Consider the following 16,896-nt stretch of genomic DNA (forward strand, 5'->3'; position numbering starts at 1 on the left):
GGCGCGGCGATGGCGATCAGGACCGCCTCCGACCGCGACGACACGCCGGAAGAAGCCCACGAGATCAACGTCACACCCTTCATCGACGTAATGCTGGTGCTGTTGATCATCTTCATGGTGGCGGCACCGCTGGCCACTGTGTCGGTACCGGTGCAGCTGCCGGCGAGCAGTGCCAGTGCCACGCCGCCGGAACAGGCGCCGGTGTACATCACCGTGCAGGCCGATCTGTCGCTGCGCGTTGGCGAGCAGGCGGTGGCACGCGAAGGGCTGGCGGCTGCCCTGCACTCAGCCACGCAGGGCGACAGTGCACAGCGCGTCTTCCTGCGCGCCGACACCCGCGTGCCTTACGGCGAATTGATGGCGACGCTGGATGTGCTGCGTGGCGCAGGCTACCTGAAGGTGGCGCTGGTTGGCCTGGAGCAGGACGCGCGATGAGCGGACTGCGGCGCTGGGCGACCAGCCTGGCGATCGTGCTGCTGGTGCATGCGCTGTTGATTGGCGCGGCCTGCTGGTGGGCGGCCCGCGCACCGGTGAAGGCTGCAACGGCACCGCCTGCGGCGTTGATGCTGGAGCTGGCACCGATGGCGCAGGCACCGCCGGTACCGCCGCGCGAAGTCGCCATCGGGCCGCTACAGCAGCAACAGCAGCGGCAGGTGCCGAAGCCGGCCCTGCGCGAGCAACCGAAGGCGCCGGTGCAGCCGCAAGGTGACCTGCCACCGCCGCGTGCACCGGAGCCGACGCCTTCGCCGGATACCGCAGAGGCGAACGTCGCGCAGACCAGCGCACCGCCGCAGGTGGCGGCCGACGAGGCTGCCCGCTATACCGCGCCGCAGACCACGGCCGGCGAACGCAGTCGCGCCGAGACAATCTGGGAAGGGCGCCTGCTCGGCCATCTGCAGAAGCATCGGCGCTATCCGCGCCAGGCCGAGCGGCTGCGCCAGCAGGGCGTGGTCTACGTGCGCTTTGCCGTGTCCCGCGATGGTGCGGTATCCGGATTGAAGCTGGGCCGCAGCGGCGGTTTCGAACTGCTCGACCAGGAGGCGCTGGATACTGTGCAGCGCGCCAGCCCGGTGCCGGCGCCGCCGGCCGAAGTGGCCGGCGACCCGGTGGAAGTGATGGTGCCGGTGTCGTTTTTCCTGCGCGGGCGCTGACCTCGCAGGGTTACGCATGGCGCGGATCTACAGCAGCGGCACCAGCAGCAGTGCGACGATGTTGATGATCTTGATGAGCGGATTGATCGCCGGGCCTGCCGTGTCCTTGTACGGATCACCGACGGTATCGCCAGTCACTGCGGCCTTGTGCGCCTCGCTGCCCTTGCCACCGAAGTGGCCGTCCTCGATGTACTTCTTGGCGTTGTCCCACGCGCCGCCGCCGGTGGTCATCGAGATGGCCACGAACAGGCCGGTCACGATCGTGCCGATCAGCAGGCCGCCCAGCGCGCGCGGCCCGAGCAGCAGGCCGACCACCACCGGCACCGCCACCGGCAGCAGCGAGGGCACGATCATTTCGCGGATCGCCGAGCGGGTCAGCATGTCCACGGCCTTGTCGTACTGCGGCTTGCCGGTGCCCTGCATGATGCCGGGAATCTCGCGGAACTGGCGCCGTACTTCCTCCACCACCGCACCGGCGGCGCGGCCGACCGCTTCCATCGCCATCGCACCGAACAGGTAGGGGATCAGGCCGCCGATCAGCAGGCCGATGATCACCGTGTGGTCGCTGAGATCGAAGCGGAACTCCTGGCCGGGATTGGCCGCCTGCAGGTTGTGGGTGTAATCGGCGAACAGCACCAGCGCGGCCAACGCAGCCGAACCGATGGCATAGCCCTTGGTCACCGCCTTGGTGGTGTTGCCCACCGCATCAAGCGGATCGGTGATGTCGCGGATTTCCGAGGGCAGCTCGGCCATCTCGGCGATGCCACCGGCGTTGTCGGTGATCGGCCCATACGCATCGAGGGCGACGATCATGCCGGCCATCGACAGCATCGCGGTGGCGGCGATGGCGATGCCGTACAGCCCACCCAGCGCGAACGCCCCCCAGATCGCCGCACACACCGCCACCACCGGCAGCGCGGTGGACTTCATCGAGATGCCGAGGCCGGCGATGATGTTGGTGCCGTGGCCGGTGGTCGAGGCCTGCGCCACGTGCTGCACCGGCTTGTACTGGGTGCCGGTGTAGTACTCGGTGATCCACACGATCAGGCCGGTCAGCACCAGGCCGATCAGCGCGCAGCCGTACAGCGCCATCGGCCCGTGCACGTTGTCGCCCATCAGCCCGGTGGTGATCGGGTAGAAGGCAACGGCGGCCAGCACGCCGGAGACGATCACGCCCTTGTACAGCGCGCCCATGATCGAACCGCCCGGCTTCACCTTGACGAACAGTGCGCCGATGATCGAGGCGATGATCGACACCCCGCCCAGTACCAGCGGATACAGCACCGCATTGGCACCGGCTTCGGCCAGCATCAGGCTGCCCAGCAGCATGGTGGCGATGACAGTGACCGCATAGGTTTCGAACAGGTCGGCGGCCATGCCGGCGCAGTCGCCCACATTGTCACCGACGTTGTCGGCGATCACCGCCGGGTTGCGCGGGTCATCCTCGGGAATGCCGGCTTCGACCTTGCCGACCAGATCGGCGCCGACGTCGGCGCCCTTGGTGAAGATGCCACCGCCCAACCGCGCGAAGATCGAGATCAGCGACGAACCGAAGGCCAGGCCGACCAGCGCATGCAGTGCCTGTTCCATCGGCAGGCCCATGCGCAGCAGCAGCGCGTAGTAGCCGGCTACGCCCAGCAGGCCCAGCCCGACCACCAGCATGCCGGTGATCGCACCGCCGCGGAACGCTACGTCCATTGCCGCGCTGATGCCGTTGCGCGCGGCCTCGGCGGTGCGTACGTTGGCGCGTACCGACACGTTCATGCCGATGTAGCCGGCGGCGCCGGACAGCACCGCACCGAGCGCGAAACCAATCGCGGTGTACCAGCTGAGGAACACCCCGACCAGCACGAACAGCACCACGCCGGCCACGCCGATGGTCAGGTACTGGCGGTTGAGATAGGCACGCGCACCTTCCTGGATCGCGGTGGCGATCGCGACCATGCGTTCATTGCCGGTGGGTTGGCGCAGGATCCAGCGCGCCGAGACGATTCCGAACAGGATCGCGAGGATGGCGCAGCCCAGCGCCAATGACAGCCCGTGACGTTCCAGCATTAGACCCCTCCGCTAAATGGATGGACAAGCATCCAGTGGCGATGAACGCACCACGAGGGGGACGACGGGCTGCAGCCTGGAACCAACCCGTACCGACCTTGGCGGTCGTCCGACGTATGGCGGTGTTCAGCATTCCCTGGTGCCTGCAGTATGCGTTCGGCGCACTGCAGAGTCGAGCCGTGCTCGACTGCCTTTTGGGCGCCAGGTGTGACCCACGCGTCTTTTCACCCCGTTAAGCCATGCTCTGCAAGCCTGCGCACAGTCCTGAAGGAGATTCCCCATGCGCCTGTCCCTGTTGATGCTTGCCGCCCTGGTCCCGGCCGTGCCGGCATTTGCCGCGGAAACCCCGGAGCTGCAGCGTGCCGTGGGTGCCGCCCAGGCAGTGGGTGCGGCGCATACGCTGCGCCAGATTCCCGAGGCCTGCGCGCGGCTGGAAGGCGTTTTCACCGGCGATGCGGCAGCGCCCTACCGCTTCTCCGCCGTGCGTACCAGCGAGCAGTGCCAGCCGCGCGCGCGCTTCGTCGACTACGCCAAGGCGCAGCCAAGTGCCGACAAGGGCTGGAAGCTCAATGATGTGATCCGCGTACCCAGCGCCGCGTGCCCGGCGCAGCAGGCGGTGGTGCGGGTGTGGCGCCTGCCGTCCAGCAACAAGGTCGAGCTGGATGGCCAGGGCCAGTCGCGCATCTACCTGGAAGAGGCGAAGAAGCAGGCGGCGGCCGGCCAGATTCCGCAGGTGACGATGTTCGCCGCGCAGCTGCAGATGGAAGGCAAGGCCTGCAATTGAAACTGCGTGGGCAATGCACCCACGCAGTCATTCCACGGGTATTGCCTGCCGCTGGCCGGCAATACCACCGATCAGGCCAACGTCGCTCCCCGTGCCACCAGCAACGCGCGCAGCGCCGTGCGGTGGCAGTGCGCTTCATCCTCGCAGTAGCAGCCCACGCTGATGTCGCTGTGCTGCGACATCGCGGCCAGAAGATCCAGCGCGTGGGCGGCAGCGGGCGCCTTCATCTCAGCCTGGTAGTGGCGGAAGAAGGCATTCCAGTCGGTGGGGGTCTTCGCTTCATGCGCCTGCTTCACCAGTTCCGCGCTGGGTGACAGGGTCGGGAACCAGACGTCGTACCAGTCCTGCCGGGCGAACTCGCTGCGTGGCACACCGCGCGGTGGCCGCCGCACCGTGCCGATGCGCAGGCCTTCGCCAGGGGCGCGCGGCGTACCGAGTCGAACAACACGCAGTGCCATGGATGCCCCTCCGTCCCCTTTTTGCGATCAATCTTCGAAGGGCGGCAGCTTCTGCTTCACCGCCACGTTCTTCAGCGTGACGTACTTCGGCAGGCCGTCGGCGCCGTAGGGCAGTGGCGCTTCGCCCTTGATCAGCGGCGACAGGTAGACGCGCGCCTTGGCGGTGATGCCGAAGCCATCGCGGCGGATGAAGCCGGCCGGCATCTTTTTCTCGTGGTTGGCGATCTTCGACAGCGGCGCTGCCTCGATCTTCCAGCGATAGGGCGCATCGCTGCTGCGCACGATCACCGGCATCACCCCGTTCAGGCCCTTCAGCGCCAGCTGCACGGCGGCCTTGCCCACGGCCTGTGCCTGCTCCCAGTCGGTCTTGCTGGCCAGGTGGCGGGCCGAGCGCTGCAGATAGTCGGGCAGGGCCCAATGCACCTTCAGCCCCAACTGGTCCTTGACCCGGCCGGCCAGGTGCGCGGCCACGCCACCCAGCTGCGAGTGCCCGAAGGAGTCCTTGCCGCCACCGGCGTCGGCGACGAAGCGGCCATCGGCGGTGGCGATGCCTTCCGAGGCCACCACCACGCAGTAGCCGACGCGCTCGACCACTGCCTTCACCTTGGCCAGGAACACCGCCTCGTCGTAGGCGCGCTCGGGCAGCAGGATGATGTGCGGCGCTTCGTCATCGCCGTTGCCAGCCAGACCGGCGGCCGCAGCCAGCCAGCCAGCGTGGCGGCCCATCGCCTCGTAGATGAAGACGCGGGTGGAGGTTTCGGCCATTGCCGCCACGTCCAGTGCTGCTTCGCGTACCGATACGGCGGTGTACTTGGCCGCCGAGCCGAAGCCGGGGCAGGTGTCGGTCACCGCCAGGTCGTTGTCGATGGTCTTGGGCACGCCGATGCAGGTCAGGTCGTAGCCGGAGGCCTTGGCCAGCTGCGAGACCTTCAGTGCGGTGTCGGCCGAGTCGTTGCCGCCGTTGTAGAGGAACCAGCGCACGTCATGGGCACGCAGTACCTCCAGCAGGCGGTCGTAGCGGGCGCGGTCGGCGTCCAGCGATTTCAGCTTGACCCGGCACGATCCGAAGGCGCCGCCCGGGGTATGGGCGAGGGCACGGATGGCCGCAGCGCTCTCCTTGCTGGTGTCGATCAGTTCCTCGCGCAGTGCGCCGAGGATGCCGTTGCGCGCGGCCAGGACCTTGATGCCCTTGGCCCGCGCCTGCTCGATCACCGCCGCCGCCGTGGCGTTGATGACCGCGGTGACACCACCGGATTGGGCGTAGAGGAGAGTACCGTTGCGCATGCGTCTACCTGCTCGGGGGAAAGGACATTGCAGGGACATTACCCGGATGCGGTAAAGTGGCGCTATTGCGGTGCAGCGATACCGGTCCGTCCGGGACGCGAACCTTCTTTGTTTTCAACACGTTGGAGTCAGGTCAATGCGATTGGTTCTGTTGGGACCGCCCGGTTCGGGCAAGGGGACACAGGCGACGCGCCTGAAGGAAAAGCTGGGGATCGCCCACATTTCGACCGGTGACATGCTGCGCGCGGAAATCGCCGCGGGCACGGAGCTGGGCAAGCAGGCCAAGACGGTGATGGATGCCGGCAACCTGGTGTCGGACGACATCCTGCTGGGCATGCTGGAGTCGCGCCTGACCCAGGCTGATGTCGCCAAGGGCTTCATCCTCGATGGCTATCCGCGCAATGTGGCCCAGGCCAATGCGATGGACGGCCTGCTCGCCAAGATCGGCCAGCCGCTGGACGCCGTGGTGCAGCTGGACGTGGCCACTGAGCTGCTGGTCGACCGCATCGCCGGTCGCGCCAAGGAGCAGGGTCGCGCCGACGACAATCCGGAAGCGGTGCGTCAGCGCCTGCAGGTCTACAACGACCAGACCGCCCCGGTGGTCGACTTCTACGCCGGCCGTGGCACCCTGGCCCGCGTTGACGGCGTCGGTGAACTGGACGAGATCGAAGCCCGCATCCTGGCGGCGATCAAGGCCTGACCCGGCCAGGCCGGCCTGCTGCCGGCCCTTCGGGCGAAAAAACACAGGCCTGGTCCGCGAGGATCAGGCCTGCGTCGTTGGATAGGCGCCAGCAGAGGGCTTGCTCAGGGCCCCGCAGCATGAGCTCCCTTGGGGATGGCCTCTTGGGGAGTAGGACCGGTTCGGGTACTGCGGCTGGCAGTTCGAATTGTGTCCGGGTTCACAGAACATCGCTATCGGGAATTCCCTGACAGAAGATTGGAGTTTTCTCACATCCCGTGTAGGACTTGTCTTACCCGGGAGCGGACATTGGCCCTATACAGCCGTCTTCGGTCACAATCCTCGCTCATGAGCAGCGTACATATCCTTGCAATCGCCGGCACCTTCATGGGCGGCGTGGCCGCCCTGGCGCGGGAACTGGGCCATCCGGTCAGCGGCAGCGACCAGGCCATCTATCCGCCGATGTCGACCCAGCTCGAACAGCTGGGTATCACTCTGGACCAGGGCTATCGCGCCGACAGCGTGCCGGCCGGCACCGACGAGGTGGTTATCGGCAATGCGCTGTCGCGCGGCAATCCGGCCGTGGAAGCGGTACTCGACGCTGGCCAGCGTTACATTTCCGGTGCGCAGTGGCTGTCCGAGCAGGTGCTGCCTGGCCGCGATACCCTGGCTGTGGCCGGTACCCACGGCAAGACCACCACCACCACCATCCTCACCTGGCTGCTGGAAAGCGCCGGGCGCTCGCCGGGCTTCCTGATCGGCGGCGTGGCCGAGGACTTTGGCGTTTCCGCACGTTTGGGCCAGGGCCGCGAGTTCGTGGTCGAGGCCGATGAATACGACACCGCCTTCTTCGACAAGCGCAGCAAGTTCGTGCATTACCGGCCGCTGGTGGCCATCCTCAACAACCTTGAGTACGACCACGCCGACATCTTCCCGGACGTTGCCGCGATCCAGCGTCAGTTCCACCATCTGGTGCGCACGGTACCGGCGCGTGGCCGCCTGATCGTCAATGGCGAGGATCTGCACCTGGCCGAGGTGCTGGCGATGGGCTGCTGGACCCCGGTCGAGCGCTTCGGCTTCGACCCGTCGCTGGAATGGCATGCGGAGCTGCTGGCTGCTGATGGCAGCGCATTCCGCGTGCACCATCGCGGGCAGGCGCTGGGTGACGTGCAGTGGTCGCTGCTCGGCCGCCACAACGTGCTCAACGGCCTGGCCGCGCTGGCTGCCGCGCATGCGGTGGGCGTGGCGCCGGCCGAAGTGATCCCGGCGCTGGCGCGCTTCCGCAGCGTCAAGCGCCGCATGGAAGTGATCGGCAGCCATCACGGTATCACCGTCTACGACGATTTCGCCCATCACCCGACCGCGATCGCCACCACGCTGGAAGGCCTGCGGGCCAAGGTCGGCGATGCGCGCATCGTGGTTGCGATGGAGCCGCGCAGCAATTCGATGCGGCTGGGCGCCCATGCGCAGGCGCTGGCCCCGTCGCTGGCGCTGGCCGACGAAGTGGTGTTCCTGCACCGCCCGGAGCTGGCCTGGGATGCGGCTGCGGTGATCGCCGCGGTGCAAGGCGAAGCCCATGCAGTGCCGGATACCGACGCGTTGCTGGCGCAGTTGCAGGCCAGCGCGCGCAGCGGCGATCACGTGGTGTTCATGTCCAACGGCGGATTCGACGGCGCACCGCGCCGCTTCCTCGCCGCGCTGCAGGCGCGATGAGCGCCGATACCTCGCTGCCGCTGTTTCCGCTGCACACCACGCTGGTGCCGGGTGCGGCGGTGGGCCTGCGCGTGTTCGAGCGGCGCTATCTGGATCTGGTCCGCGACAGCGGCCGCAGTGGCGAAGGCTTTGGTGTCTGCCTGATCCTCGATGGCCACGAAGTGGGCGCACCGGCAACGCCGGCGGCTTATGGCGTGCAGGTGCGCATCGAAGACTTCGATGTCGGCGCCGACGGCGTGCTGCAGCTGCGCCTGCGCGGCACCCGCCGCTTCCATGTCGATCGCACTCGGGTGCGTGACAACGGGCTGGTGGTGGCCGACGTGCGCTGGTGCGAGGAAGACCCCGACGACGAACTGCGGCCACAGCATGCGTTGCTGGCCACGGTGCTGGGGCACATCATCGAACAGGCCGGTGAGGCCTACGCGCCGGCCAATCCGGCATTGCTCGACCAGGCCAGTTGGGTCGGCTGGCGGTTGGCCGAACTGCTGCCGCTGAGCGAGCAGCAGCGGTTGCAGCTGCTGCAGCTGGACGACCCGCACCAGCGTCTGCAGCAGTTGCTGGGCTGGATGCCGTAGAAGCCATCCACGCATGGCGTGGATCTACCTTTGCCGGGCAGGGCCCGGCATTGCCCGTCCGTGCTCCGGTAGCGCCGGGTCATGCCCGGCGGCTCCATCACGGTGTGGTCTTCAACCGCAGCACCGGCAAGCCGGTTTCTGTGTGCACATCCTCCCGCTGCGGGAGCCCCTGCACGGCACCCTTCACTGCGTTCATCGCCGGATCGACGCCGCGCACCGGGTGCCACATGCCGATCCATTCGAAATGGCGTTCGTAGCGCAGTGTCTGTGCGCTGCCCAGCCACAGCGGTGTGTTGCCCGGCTGCAGCTGTGCCGGTGCCGGCCATAGCCGCAGCACATAGCGCTCATCCGGCCGCGCGCCCTGGCGCACCATCAGCAGGGCTTCCACGCGGGTTTCCAGCGTCGCCGGCAGTACCGGCAGCTCGTCGGCGCCGGTGTTCTTGTCCAGCATCAGCAGCGCCTGCTGCCAGCCGGCTTGCTCCTGCTGCTTCCAGCCACGCGCTTCCAGCTGCGCCTGCAGCGGTGCCAGCGGGCCTGCCACCTGCACGTCCAGCGGCCAGCGCTGATCGTCGTCGAACTCATTGCGACGCGCAGGCAATGTCGCCCAGTCGTGCTGCCACCAGGCCTGCATGTCCATCGCCTGCGGTGCCGGCAGGGTGGGTTCAAAGCGCTCCAGCTTCACCGGGATATTGCGCGGCGCGTACCACATCGCCGCCACGGCAAAGACGCCGTAGAACAGCCAGGCTACCGGCTTCACCCAGAACGAGCGGTTGAAGCGGCGGCGATAGGCGATGCCCAGCACCAGCAGCCAGAACGTGCCGAACAACATGCCGCCGATCACATCGCTCAGCCAGTGAGCGCCAAGGTACAGGCGCGAGAAGCCGATCAGGCTGACCACGATGCCCGAAACCAGGTACGGCCAGACCCGGGTGCGGCCGGGCATTTCGCGCGCGATCAGCACCGCGAAGAAGCCGAAGGTGATGGTGGCCATGGTCACCGACACCGATGGGAAGCCGAAGCCGCTGCTGGCATCCACCGGGCGCACCACATCGACGGTGGCGCCGAGCAGCATGGTCAGCGCCAGGCCGAAGGCCAGGGCCGCCAGCCAGTGCGCGGCGGCCATCCAGCGCCGGCGCCAGATCAGATAGCCCATTGCCGCTGCGGTGGCCGGCAGCAGGACCTGCCACGCACCCAGCGATGCCAGCGCGGCCATCGGATAGTCGGCCAGCGGGTTGCGCAGTGCCAGCATGGCCTGGTGCACCAGCAGGTCGATCGCCAGCGGTTCGCCATGCGCGACCACCACGGTCAGCAGCGCGAACCAGCCCCAGCCCAGCAACAGCAGCATCAGCGCCAGCATCGCCAGCGGCACCGATTCGCGCCGCTTCGGGTCCAGAACGCCCACTGTGTAGCGGCCCAGCGTGGGGTGGCGGTTGGACCAGTCCAGCAGTCGCGCCAGCCAGTTGTCCATGCGCGCCGCCGACCAGCGGTAGCCATAGAGCACGATGGCCCAGACCAGGCTGAGGATCACGGCCAGCAGGCCGACCACCACCACCAGGCGCCCGGCCACCGCCGCGACCGCGTCATACGCTTCACCGAGGATCCAGCCCGGCGCCAGGAACAGCACCGCCCAGGAAATGCTGGCGATGCCGCTGGCCTGCACGTAGCGGCTGGCCGGCATCTTCATCATGCCGGCGATGGCCGGTACGAACGGGCGGATAGCACCGACATAGCGCGCCACCAGGATGCTCTTGAACGCGTTGCGGCGGAACAGGTTCTCGCCGCGATCCAGCAGCTGCGGATAGCGGCTGAACGGCCACACGCCGCGCAGGCGGTCGCCCCAGCGCCGGCCGATCCAATAACTGATGCCGTCACCGGCGAACGCGCCCAGCGCCGCCGCAGCCACCGCATACGGCCCAGAAATCTGGCCCAGGCCGATGAACACGCCGACGGCGAACAACAGCGGCAACGCCGGCACGATGGCGCCGAGAATGATGACCGCATCGCAGAAGGCGATGAGGAAAATAACGGCACCGGCCAGCACGGGGTGGGCGGCAATCCACGCGAGGGTGGCGTCGATCCATGAAGAGTCCATTGCCCGATTATAGGGGCGTGCAGGTGACTGGTTCCCAGCGCCTTGGTGACCGTTTGCAACCGGCGCCATCGCCTAGAATGGGTCCATGCCGCATACGCCCGACGCTCCACCGCATGCTTTGAAGGCCGACAGCTTCGGCCGCATCCTTCTCGTGGAAGGGCCGCAGGGCCCCTTCGTGCGCCGTGATCTGGGCGCCACACCGCTGTGGCTGCGGTTGCCTGCATGGTGGTTGGCACGTCGTGAAGCACGCGCGCTGCGCCATATCCACGGCATGGCCGATGTGCCGCAGCTGCTGGCCTGGGATGGCCGCCACCTCGACCGCAGCTTCATGGCCGGCGATGCCATGTACCAGCGCCCGCCGTGCGGCGACCTGGCCTGGTTCCGCGCTGCACGGCGCCTGCTGCAGCAGCTGCACCGGCGCGGCGTGGCCCACAACGACCTGGCCAAGGAAGCCAACTGGCTGGTCACCGACGATGGTCGTCCGGCGCTGATCGATTTCCAGCTGGCGGTGATCGGCAACCCCCGCTCGCGCTGGATGCGCCTGCTGGCGCGCGAGGATCTGCGCCACCTGCTCAAGCACAAGCGCATGTACTGCCGACAGTCGCTCACCCCGGTGGAAAAGCGCGTGCTCAAGCGCACCTCGTGGGTGCGCGAGCTGTGGTTCGCCACCGGCAAGCCGGTGTACCGCTTCGTCACCCGTCGCATCCTGCATTGGGAAGACAACGAGGGGCAGGGGCCGAAGCCGTGAGCGCATCGCAGATCGTGACAGGGCCGCCGAGTGCTGCCAGCGTACTGCGCGCGCAGTTGGCGGGGGCCGACTTCGTACATGCCTGCCAGGCCAATACGCATCGCCGTGGGCGGACCGCGCTGCAGGCCTATCGCGACATGGCGGCGGGCATTCCCGGCTGGTTCGATGGCTTGATGGCGCTGCGCAATCGCGGCATGCGCCTGCTCGGCATGAAGGATCTGGGTTCCCTGCGTGCAGTACAGGACACCGTCGATCCGCTTCCCGGCCAGCGGCTGGGCATCTTCACCCTGAAGTCGCTGGACGATGATGCCATCGTGCTGGAAGACGATGATCGCCACCTGCGCGTGCAGCTGGCCCTGCAGTGGCAGGGCGACGTGCTGGAAGCAGCGACCGTGGTGCACACCCACAATGCATTCGGGCGGTTGTACATGCTGCCGGTCGCACCGGTGCATCGGTTGATCGTGCCGCATCTGCTGCAGAAGCAGGTGCAGGCGTACCGGTGATTCGACACCGCGCTCGCCGGGCCATGCCCGGGGACACGCGGCGTTTCCGGGTTACGGCGTCGCCGGCACCACCTGCTGGCCGATGAAGTTGCGCTTGGCATCGAAGTCGTAGGCGATCTGCAGCTGGCCCACGTCCGGGCAAGCGTGGCAGTCGCGCAGCGGTGTGCGGTACAGCAGGCGGATCCCGCCGTTCTCCAGCGGTGTGGCTCCTGCCGATTGCGCCGGCGCGAACGGCGTGGCCTGTGGGTTGGCCTTCAACAGCTCCTGCACGGCTGGGTCGGCACGCAGCGCGTCGTCCAGCTGTACGGCGTCCACATCGATGCGCTTGCCGCTGGCGTCGACCAAGCGGGTTCCTTCGTTGGTGTTGGCCCGGAAGGGATACTCGACCGTGGCAATGCCCAGCCCCTCGTTCTCATGCCAGGCGGTGACATACGCCAGCTCCCCGGCGCTGGACAGTTGCTCGGCCGCGGTGATCGCCTCGGCGCTTGCGCCCCCCGCTCGCATCGCATCGCGCAGGCAATCCCGGGTGGCAGCATTTTCGCCCTGGCGGCATGCGTTCAGATCGCCATCCCAGACCACGGCCTCGCTCCAGCGCATCTTGCCGTCGGCGGCGGCCTTCTGCGCGCTGGGCGCGTCACCGGCGGGTGGCTCCTTGCCGGGTTCCGGCGAACGGCCCTGGCAGGCAGTCAGCAGGGCAAGCCCCAGGGCAGGCAGCAACAGGCGGGAACGGCGCATGGCGTGGACCTCGTGCGTTGGCTGGAGGCTCGAGTATCGTCAAGACCGGGTGAACTTCGTGTCGGCGCGTCATACTAGCGGTTCAAGGCATACGCTGGAGTGTGGAACGTGGGCAGTCTGCAGGGCAAAACGCTGTTCATCACCGGTGCCTCGCGCGGCATCGGCCTGGCCATCGCGCTGCGCGCTGCGCGCGACGGCGCCAACGTGGCCATCGCGGCCAAGTCATCGGTGGCCAATCCGAAATTGCCGGGCACCATTCACACAGCGGCCGAAGCGGTCAATGCGGCAGGCGGCCAGGGCCTGGCCCTGAAGTGTGATATCCGCGAGGAAGAGCAGGTGCAGGCGGCGGTCGCGGCCACGGTCGATACCTTTGGTGGCATCGATATTCTGATCAACAACGCCAGCGCGATCTGGCTGCGTGGCACGCTGGATACGCCGATGAAGCGCTTCGACCTGATGCAGCAGGTCAACTCCCGTGGCAGCTTCCTGTGCGCGCAGGCCTGCCTGCCGTACCTGCTGCAGGCGCCGAACCCGCACATCCTCACCCTGGCACCGCCGCCGAGCCTGGCACCGAAGTGGTGGGCGCCGCACACCGGCTACACGCTGGCGAAGATGGGCATGAGTTTCGTCACCCTGGGCCTGGCAGCGGAGTTCGGTCCGCAGGGCGTGGCGGTCAATGCCTTGTGGCCGCGTACGGTGATCGCCACCGATGCGATCAACATGATTTCCGGTGTCGACGTGGCCGGTTGCCGCACGCCGCAGATCATGGCCGACGCCGCGCACGCGGTGCTTGTACGCGAAGCGGCCGGCTTCCACGGCCAGTTCCTGATCGATGATGACGTGCTGGCGCAGTCGGGCATCACCGATCTGTCCGGTTATGCCGTGGATGCGTCGCGGCCGTTGCTGCCGGATCTGTTCCTGGATTGAGTGCTGCGTTGAACCACGGCCGATCGCTGCGGCTGTCGGCCCGCTACGTTAGAATGCGTGGCTGTAATCGTTTTCAGCAAGGATGTGAGCACATGACACGTACGCTTTCCATCGCGGCGCTGGCCGCTTCGCTGTCGTTGGTCCTGACCGCCTGCGGCGGCGAGGCGCCGGCAACGACGGGGGACTCTGGCGCGTCCGCCGCACCAGACGCCGCCACGGCGCTGTCCGACGCGCAGCAGCAGTTGACCGCCAAGCTCAACGCCTACATCGGCTGCTTCAACGCGCTCGATTCGAAGACCCACCGCAGCATCGAGTCCTACACGCGCTGGATCAAGGACGTTGACGCCGGCCCGACAGGCCGCGAGACGCAGGTCTATGGGCCGTCGGAAATCAGCGATTACGACATGAAGCAATGCGACGCTCCGGTGACCGAGGCGATGGCTGCCAAGCCGGCACTGGCTGATCTCGATGCGGCTGCGGGCCGCTATCAGCAGGCGCTGAAGGCACTGGTGCCGGTCAGCAAGGACGCGCACGACTACTACGATCGGCAGGATTACGAGGACGACCAGTTTGCCAAGGGCAAGCAGATGCACGCGCCCTTGATGGCGGCGTTCAAGGCCTTCGTGGTTGCCAGCGAAACGTTCAACGCCGAACTGGAGCGGCAGAACGACGCGGCCCAGCGCGAGCAGCTCAAGGCACTGGAACAGGCCGAGGGGCGTACGCGCGAGTATTACCGGCTGGCGATGATGCTGGAAGCGAAGGCCATCCTGGAGCTGATGAGCGAGGACGACTTTGATACGACCAAGGCCCGCGAACGGCTGGATGCGTTCAATCGCATTTCCGACGAAGCGCATGCCAAGGTGGCCGATCAGGAGCCGGGCAAACTGGACTGGAACAGCTTCGAGCGCGAAGCCGAGAACTTCCGCCGGGAAGGCAAGGAGCGCCTGCAGCGGGTCAGCAGCAAAACGCCCTACAGCGATTTCGAGCGGCGCATGCTGGACTCACCGTCGATGGCGCCGCGCGGTTCGGCCGGCAAGCTGATGCAGGAATACAACACGCTCGTTTTCCAGAGCAATCGTCAGTAGCCGCAGCGTTCTTTGCGCTATTTGTGTCGCAATCGATCAGGTCGATTGCGACGTACCGCATCACACACTCCCAAACGGTGCGGCCTTCCCGAGGCCGCCAATGCGGGTGTCCGCGTCATGCGCGAGGATGCCTGGCGCCTTTTTCTGCAAGGAATCGATTTGAACGCTCCAGCACGCACACTTCCTCTCCTTCTTCTCGGGACGCTGGCCGCTGTGGCCGGCTGCGACAACGTGCCGGCGCTGGCGGCGGCAGATCCCAGCCTCGGCAAGATCAACGCCTACATCGAGTGCTACAACGGCGTTGAACAGCCCATCCACGAGGGCTTCCAGACCTACACGGGCTGGATGAAGGATCCCGAGGCCGGCCCGACCGGCAAGGAAGCACAGCCGCGTTCGCCCGGCAAGGTGCTGTCGCACCGCGTCGAGTACTGCGGCCAGCCACTGACCGACGCGCTGGCGAAGACCCCGGCACTGCCGCTGGATGGCCCCGCACGGGACTATCAGCAGGCGTTCCAGGCACTGAATACCCTGGTCGAGCGCGCCGATGGCTACTTCACCCGCGAGGACTATCGTCGTGATGGCGGTGAAGGGATGCGCAGCCAGCATGCCCCGCTGATGCAGGCCTATGCCGCCTTCTTCGAGGCCAGCGAAGCGATGGATGTGGCGCTGGAGAAGAACGAGAACGATCGTCGCGCTGCGCAGCTGAAGCAGATCGAAGCGAGCGAGGGCCGCTCGCTGTCCTATTACCACCTGCGCATCGTCGGTGATGGCAAGCAGCTGGCTACGGCGTTCCAGGACGACGCGCCGGACGTTGCGGCATTGCGTAAGCAGCTGGCCGACTATCAGGCACTGGTGACGGAAATCCAGAACGGCGGTGTCGGCAAGGACGACCCGATGTGGGGCCACGTGCAGCGTTCGGCGGACAAGCTGGTGCGTACGGCGGGACGTGGCGTTGAGCGCCTGGAGCAGCACAAGCCGATTACCGCCGAAGCGCTGGCGGCAGAGCGGAAGGCATCAGGCAGCTGGCTCACCACCGACCCGGAAGGGGCGCAGTCAACGATCCTCGCCGCGTACAACGATCTGGTGACCACCAGCAACCGCATGCGGTGAGCAACGGCACGCGCATCCATGCGTAACCGCCGAGGGATAGTGCCGGCCGCTGGCCGGCATGCACCTCAGTGGCTGAACGCATCCGGCAGCTGCCCGCCGCACTTGCGGCAATGGCGGGCATCCGGCTCGTGGCCTTCCAGTCCGCAATGCGGGCAGCCGCGGGCATCGCGTCGCGCGGCCTGCTCGGCTTCGCGCATGGTGCTGGCCAGCTCCGCGGTGTAGATGCCGGTGGGCACGGCGATGATGCTGTAACCGATCAGGATCAGCACCGACGTAACGAAGCGGCCGAGCACTGTCTGCGGCACGATGTCGCCGAAACCGACCGTGGCCATGGTCACCACCGCCCAGTACATGCTGGCCGGAATGTTGGTGAAGCCATGTTCCGGTCCTTCGATCACGTACATCAGCGCGCCGGCGATGATGGTGATGGTGATCACCGTGAACAGGAACACCAGCACCTTGCGCCGGCTGCGCCACAGCGACGTCATGAGGACGCCGCTCTCTTCAATGTAGCGGGTCAGCTTGAGGATGCGGAACACGCGCAGGATGCGCAGTGCGCGCACCACCAGCAGGCTCTGCGCGCCGGGGATGAACAGTGACAGGTAGGCGGGCAGGATCGACAGCAGGTCAATGATGCCCCACACGCTCACCGCGTAGCGCAGCGGCCGCTTGACCACCGCCAGCCGCAGCAGGTACTCGGCGGTGAAGATGAGGGTGAAGCCCCACTCCAGGATGTACAGGCCGGTGGACCACTCGGCATGGAGGTGCTGCACGCTGTCGATCATCACCACCAGGATGCTGGCGACGATCGCCACCACCAGGATCAGGTCGAAATTGCGCGAGGGACGGGTGTCGTGGCGGTAGATGATGTCGAACCACCGGCGGCGCCAGCCGGTTTCGGTGGCGGGGTTCAGCTGGGGGGCGGAAAACGGTCGCATGGGCGCATTGTGCCGCAGGGGTTCCGGCGCGAGAATGGGCATTCCTGAACCCTGCCGAC

The 16,896-nt window shown here is 67.1% G+C and carries 17 protein-coding genes; 11 read left to right on the forward strand and 6 right to left on the reverse strand.

The genetic code is table 11. The features are described from left to right. The first annotated feature begins 9 nt into the window (after positions 1-9). Positions 10-435, forward strand: a complete 426-nt coding sequence (exbD, locus tag QZ853_RS09780; protein WP_295572449.1) for a TonB system transport protein ExbD — start codon at positions 10-12, stop codon at positions 433-435. Beyond that, the gene (locus QZ853_RS09785; RefSeq protein WP_295572452.1) at positions 432-1,151 is read left to right on the forward strand and encodes an energy transducer TonB; all 720 of its coding nucleotides are present in this window, start codon (positions 432-434) and stop codon (positions 1,149-1,151) included. The genes exbD and QZ853_RS09785 overlap by 4 nt, the downstream gene beginning before the upstream one ends. Before the next feature lie 27 nt (positions 1,152-1,178). Here the strand turns inward: QZ853_RS09785 and QZ853_RS09790 are convergent, their stop codons facing one another. Beyond that, on the reverse strand, positions 1,179-3,206 hold the full coding sequence (locus tag QZ853_RS09790; RefSeq protein ID WP_295572454.1) for a sodium-translocating pyrophosphatase: 2,028 nt from the start codon (positions 3,204-3,206) through the stop codon (positions 1,179-1,181). A gap of 280 nt (positions 3,207-3,486) precedes the next feature. Between QZ853_RS09790 and QZ853_RS09795 the strand changes: the two genes are divergently transcribed. Then, a complete protein-coding gene (locus QZ853_RS09795) occupies positions 3,487-3,990 on the forward strand; it encodes a hypothetical protein (protein WP_295572456.1) in 504 nt (167 codons plus the stop codon). Positions 3,991-4,061: 71 nt separating this feature from the next. Here QZ853_RS09795 and QZ853_RS09800 read toward each other — a convergent pair whose 3' ends face one another. Beyond that, positions 4,062-4,448: a DUF488 family protein gene (locus QZ853_RS09800; protein WP_295572459.1), complete on the reverse strand. Its 387-nt coding sequence runs from the start codon at positions 4,446-4,448 to the stop codon at positions 4,062-4,064. A gap of 27 nt (positions 4,449-4,475) precedes the next feature. Beyond that, a complete protein-coding gene (locus tag QZ853_RS09805; RefSeq protein WP_295572461.1) occupies positions 4,476-5,732 on the reverse strand; it encodes a 6-phosphofructokinase in 1,257 nt (418 codons plus the stop codon). Positions 5,733-5,868: 136 nt separating this feature from the next. On the opposite strand from QZ853_RS09805, the gene QZ853_RS09810 reads away from it, so the two are divergent. From QZ853_RS09810 to QZ853_RS09820, 3 genes are all read left to right on the forward strand, one after another. Beyond that, the gene (locus QZ853_RS09810) at positions 5,869-6,432 is read left to right on the forward strand and encodes an adenylate kinase (RefSeq protein ID WP_014038375.1); all 564 of its coding nucleotides are present in this window, start codon (positions 5,869-5,871) and stop codon (positions 6,430-6,432) included. A 327-nt stretch (positions 6,433-6,759) separates the two neighbouring features. Then, complete coding sequence (gene mpl, locus QZ853_RS09815; protein WP_295572463.1) at positions 6,760-8,124, forward strand: UDP-N-acetylmuramate:L-alanyl-gamma-D-glutamyl-meso-diaminopimelate ligase; 1,365 nt, start codon at positions 6,760-6,762, stop codon at positions 8,122-8,124. Next, positions 8,121-8,699, forward strand: a complete 579-nt coding sequence (locus tag QZ853_RS09820) for an LON peptidase substrate-binding domain-containing protein (RefSeq protein ID WP_295572467.1) — start codon at positions 8,121-8,123, stop codon at positions 8,697-8,699. Before mpl ends, QZ853_RS09820 begins: the two co-directional genes overlap by 4 nt. A gap of 97 nt (positions 8,700-8,796) precedes the next feature. Here the strand turns inward: QZ853_RS09820 and QZ853_RS09825 are convergent, their stop codons facing one another. Continuing rightward, positions 8,797-10,791, reverse strand: a complete 1,995-nt coding sequence (locus tag QZ853_RS09825; RefSeq protein WP_295572470.1) for a bifunctional DedA family/phosphatase PAP2 family protein — start codon at positions 10,789-10,791, stop codon at positions 8,797-8,799. Positions 10,792-10,876: 85 nt separating this feature from the next. On the opposite strand from QZ853_RS09825, the gene QZ853_RS09830 reads away from it, so the two are divergent. Both QZ853_RS09830 and QZ853_RS09835 read left to right on the forward strand, forming a co-directional pair. Next, positions 10,877-11,539, forward strand: a complete 663-nt coding sequence (locus QZ853_RS09830) for a serine/threonine-protein kinase (protein ID WP_295572473.1) — start codon at positions 10,877-10,879, stop codon at positions 11,537-11,539. Next, positions 11,536-12,042: a DUF2867 domain-containing protein gene (locus QZ853_RS09835; protein ID WP_295572475.1), complete on the forward strand. Its 507-nt coding sequence runs from the start codon at positions 11,536-11,538 to the stop codon at positions 12,040-12,042. The genes QZ853_RS09830 and QZ853_RS09835 overlap by 4 nt, the downstream gene beginning before the upstream one ends. A 51-nt stretch (positions 12,043-12,093) precedes the next feature. Here QZ853_RS09835 and QZ853_RS09840 read toward each other — a convergent pair whose 3' ends face one another. Next, positions 12,094-12,777, reverse strand: coding sequence for a hypothetical protein (locus QZ853_RS09840; RefSeq protein ID WP_295572478.1), 684 nt, complete (start codon positions 12,775-12,777; stop codon positions 12,094-12,096). Positions 12,778-12,885: 108 nt separating this feature from the next. Between QZ853_RS09840 and QZ853_RS09845 the strand changes: the two genes are divergently transcribed. From QZ853_RS09845 to QZ853_RS09855, 3 genes are all read left to right on the forward strand, one after another. After that, on the forward strand, positions 12,886-13,704 hold the full coding sequence (locus QZ853_RS09845; RefSeq protein ID WP_295572484.1) for an NAD(P)-dependent oxidoreductase: 819 nt from the start codon (positions 12,886-12,888) through the stop codon (positions 13,702-13,704). 92 nt (positions 13,705-13,796) lie between these two features. After that, the gene (locus tag QZ853_RS09850; protein WP_295572486.1) at positions 13,797-14,789 is read left to right on the forward strand and encodes a YiiG family protein; all 993 of its coding nucleotides are present in this window, start codon (positions 13,797-13,799) and stop codon (positions 14,787-14,789) included. A gap of 159 nt (positions 14,790-14,948) precedes the next feature. Then, a complete protein-coding gene (locus tag QZ853_RS09855) occupies positions 14,949-15,899 on the forward strand; it encodes a YiiG family protein (protein ID WP_295572489.1) in 951 nt (316 codons plus the stop codon). A gap of 65 nt (positions 15,900-15,964) precedes the next feature. Here QZ853_RS09855 and QZ853_RS09860 read toward each other — a convergent pair whose 3' ends face one another. Beyond that, positions 15,965-16,837, reverse strand: coding sequence for an ion transporter (locus QZ853_RS09860; protein ID WP_295572492.1), 873 nt, complete (start codon positions 16,835-16,837; stop codon positions 15,965-15,967). Between the last annotated feature and the right edge of the window lie 59 nt (positions 16,838-16,896).

It is taken from the genome of uncultured Stenotrophomonas sp. (assembly GCF_913778665.1).
Lineage (GTDB): Bacteria > Pseudomonadota > Gammaproteobacteria > Xanthomonadales > Xanthomonadaceae > Stenotrophomonas.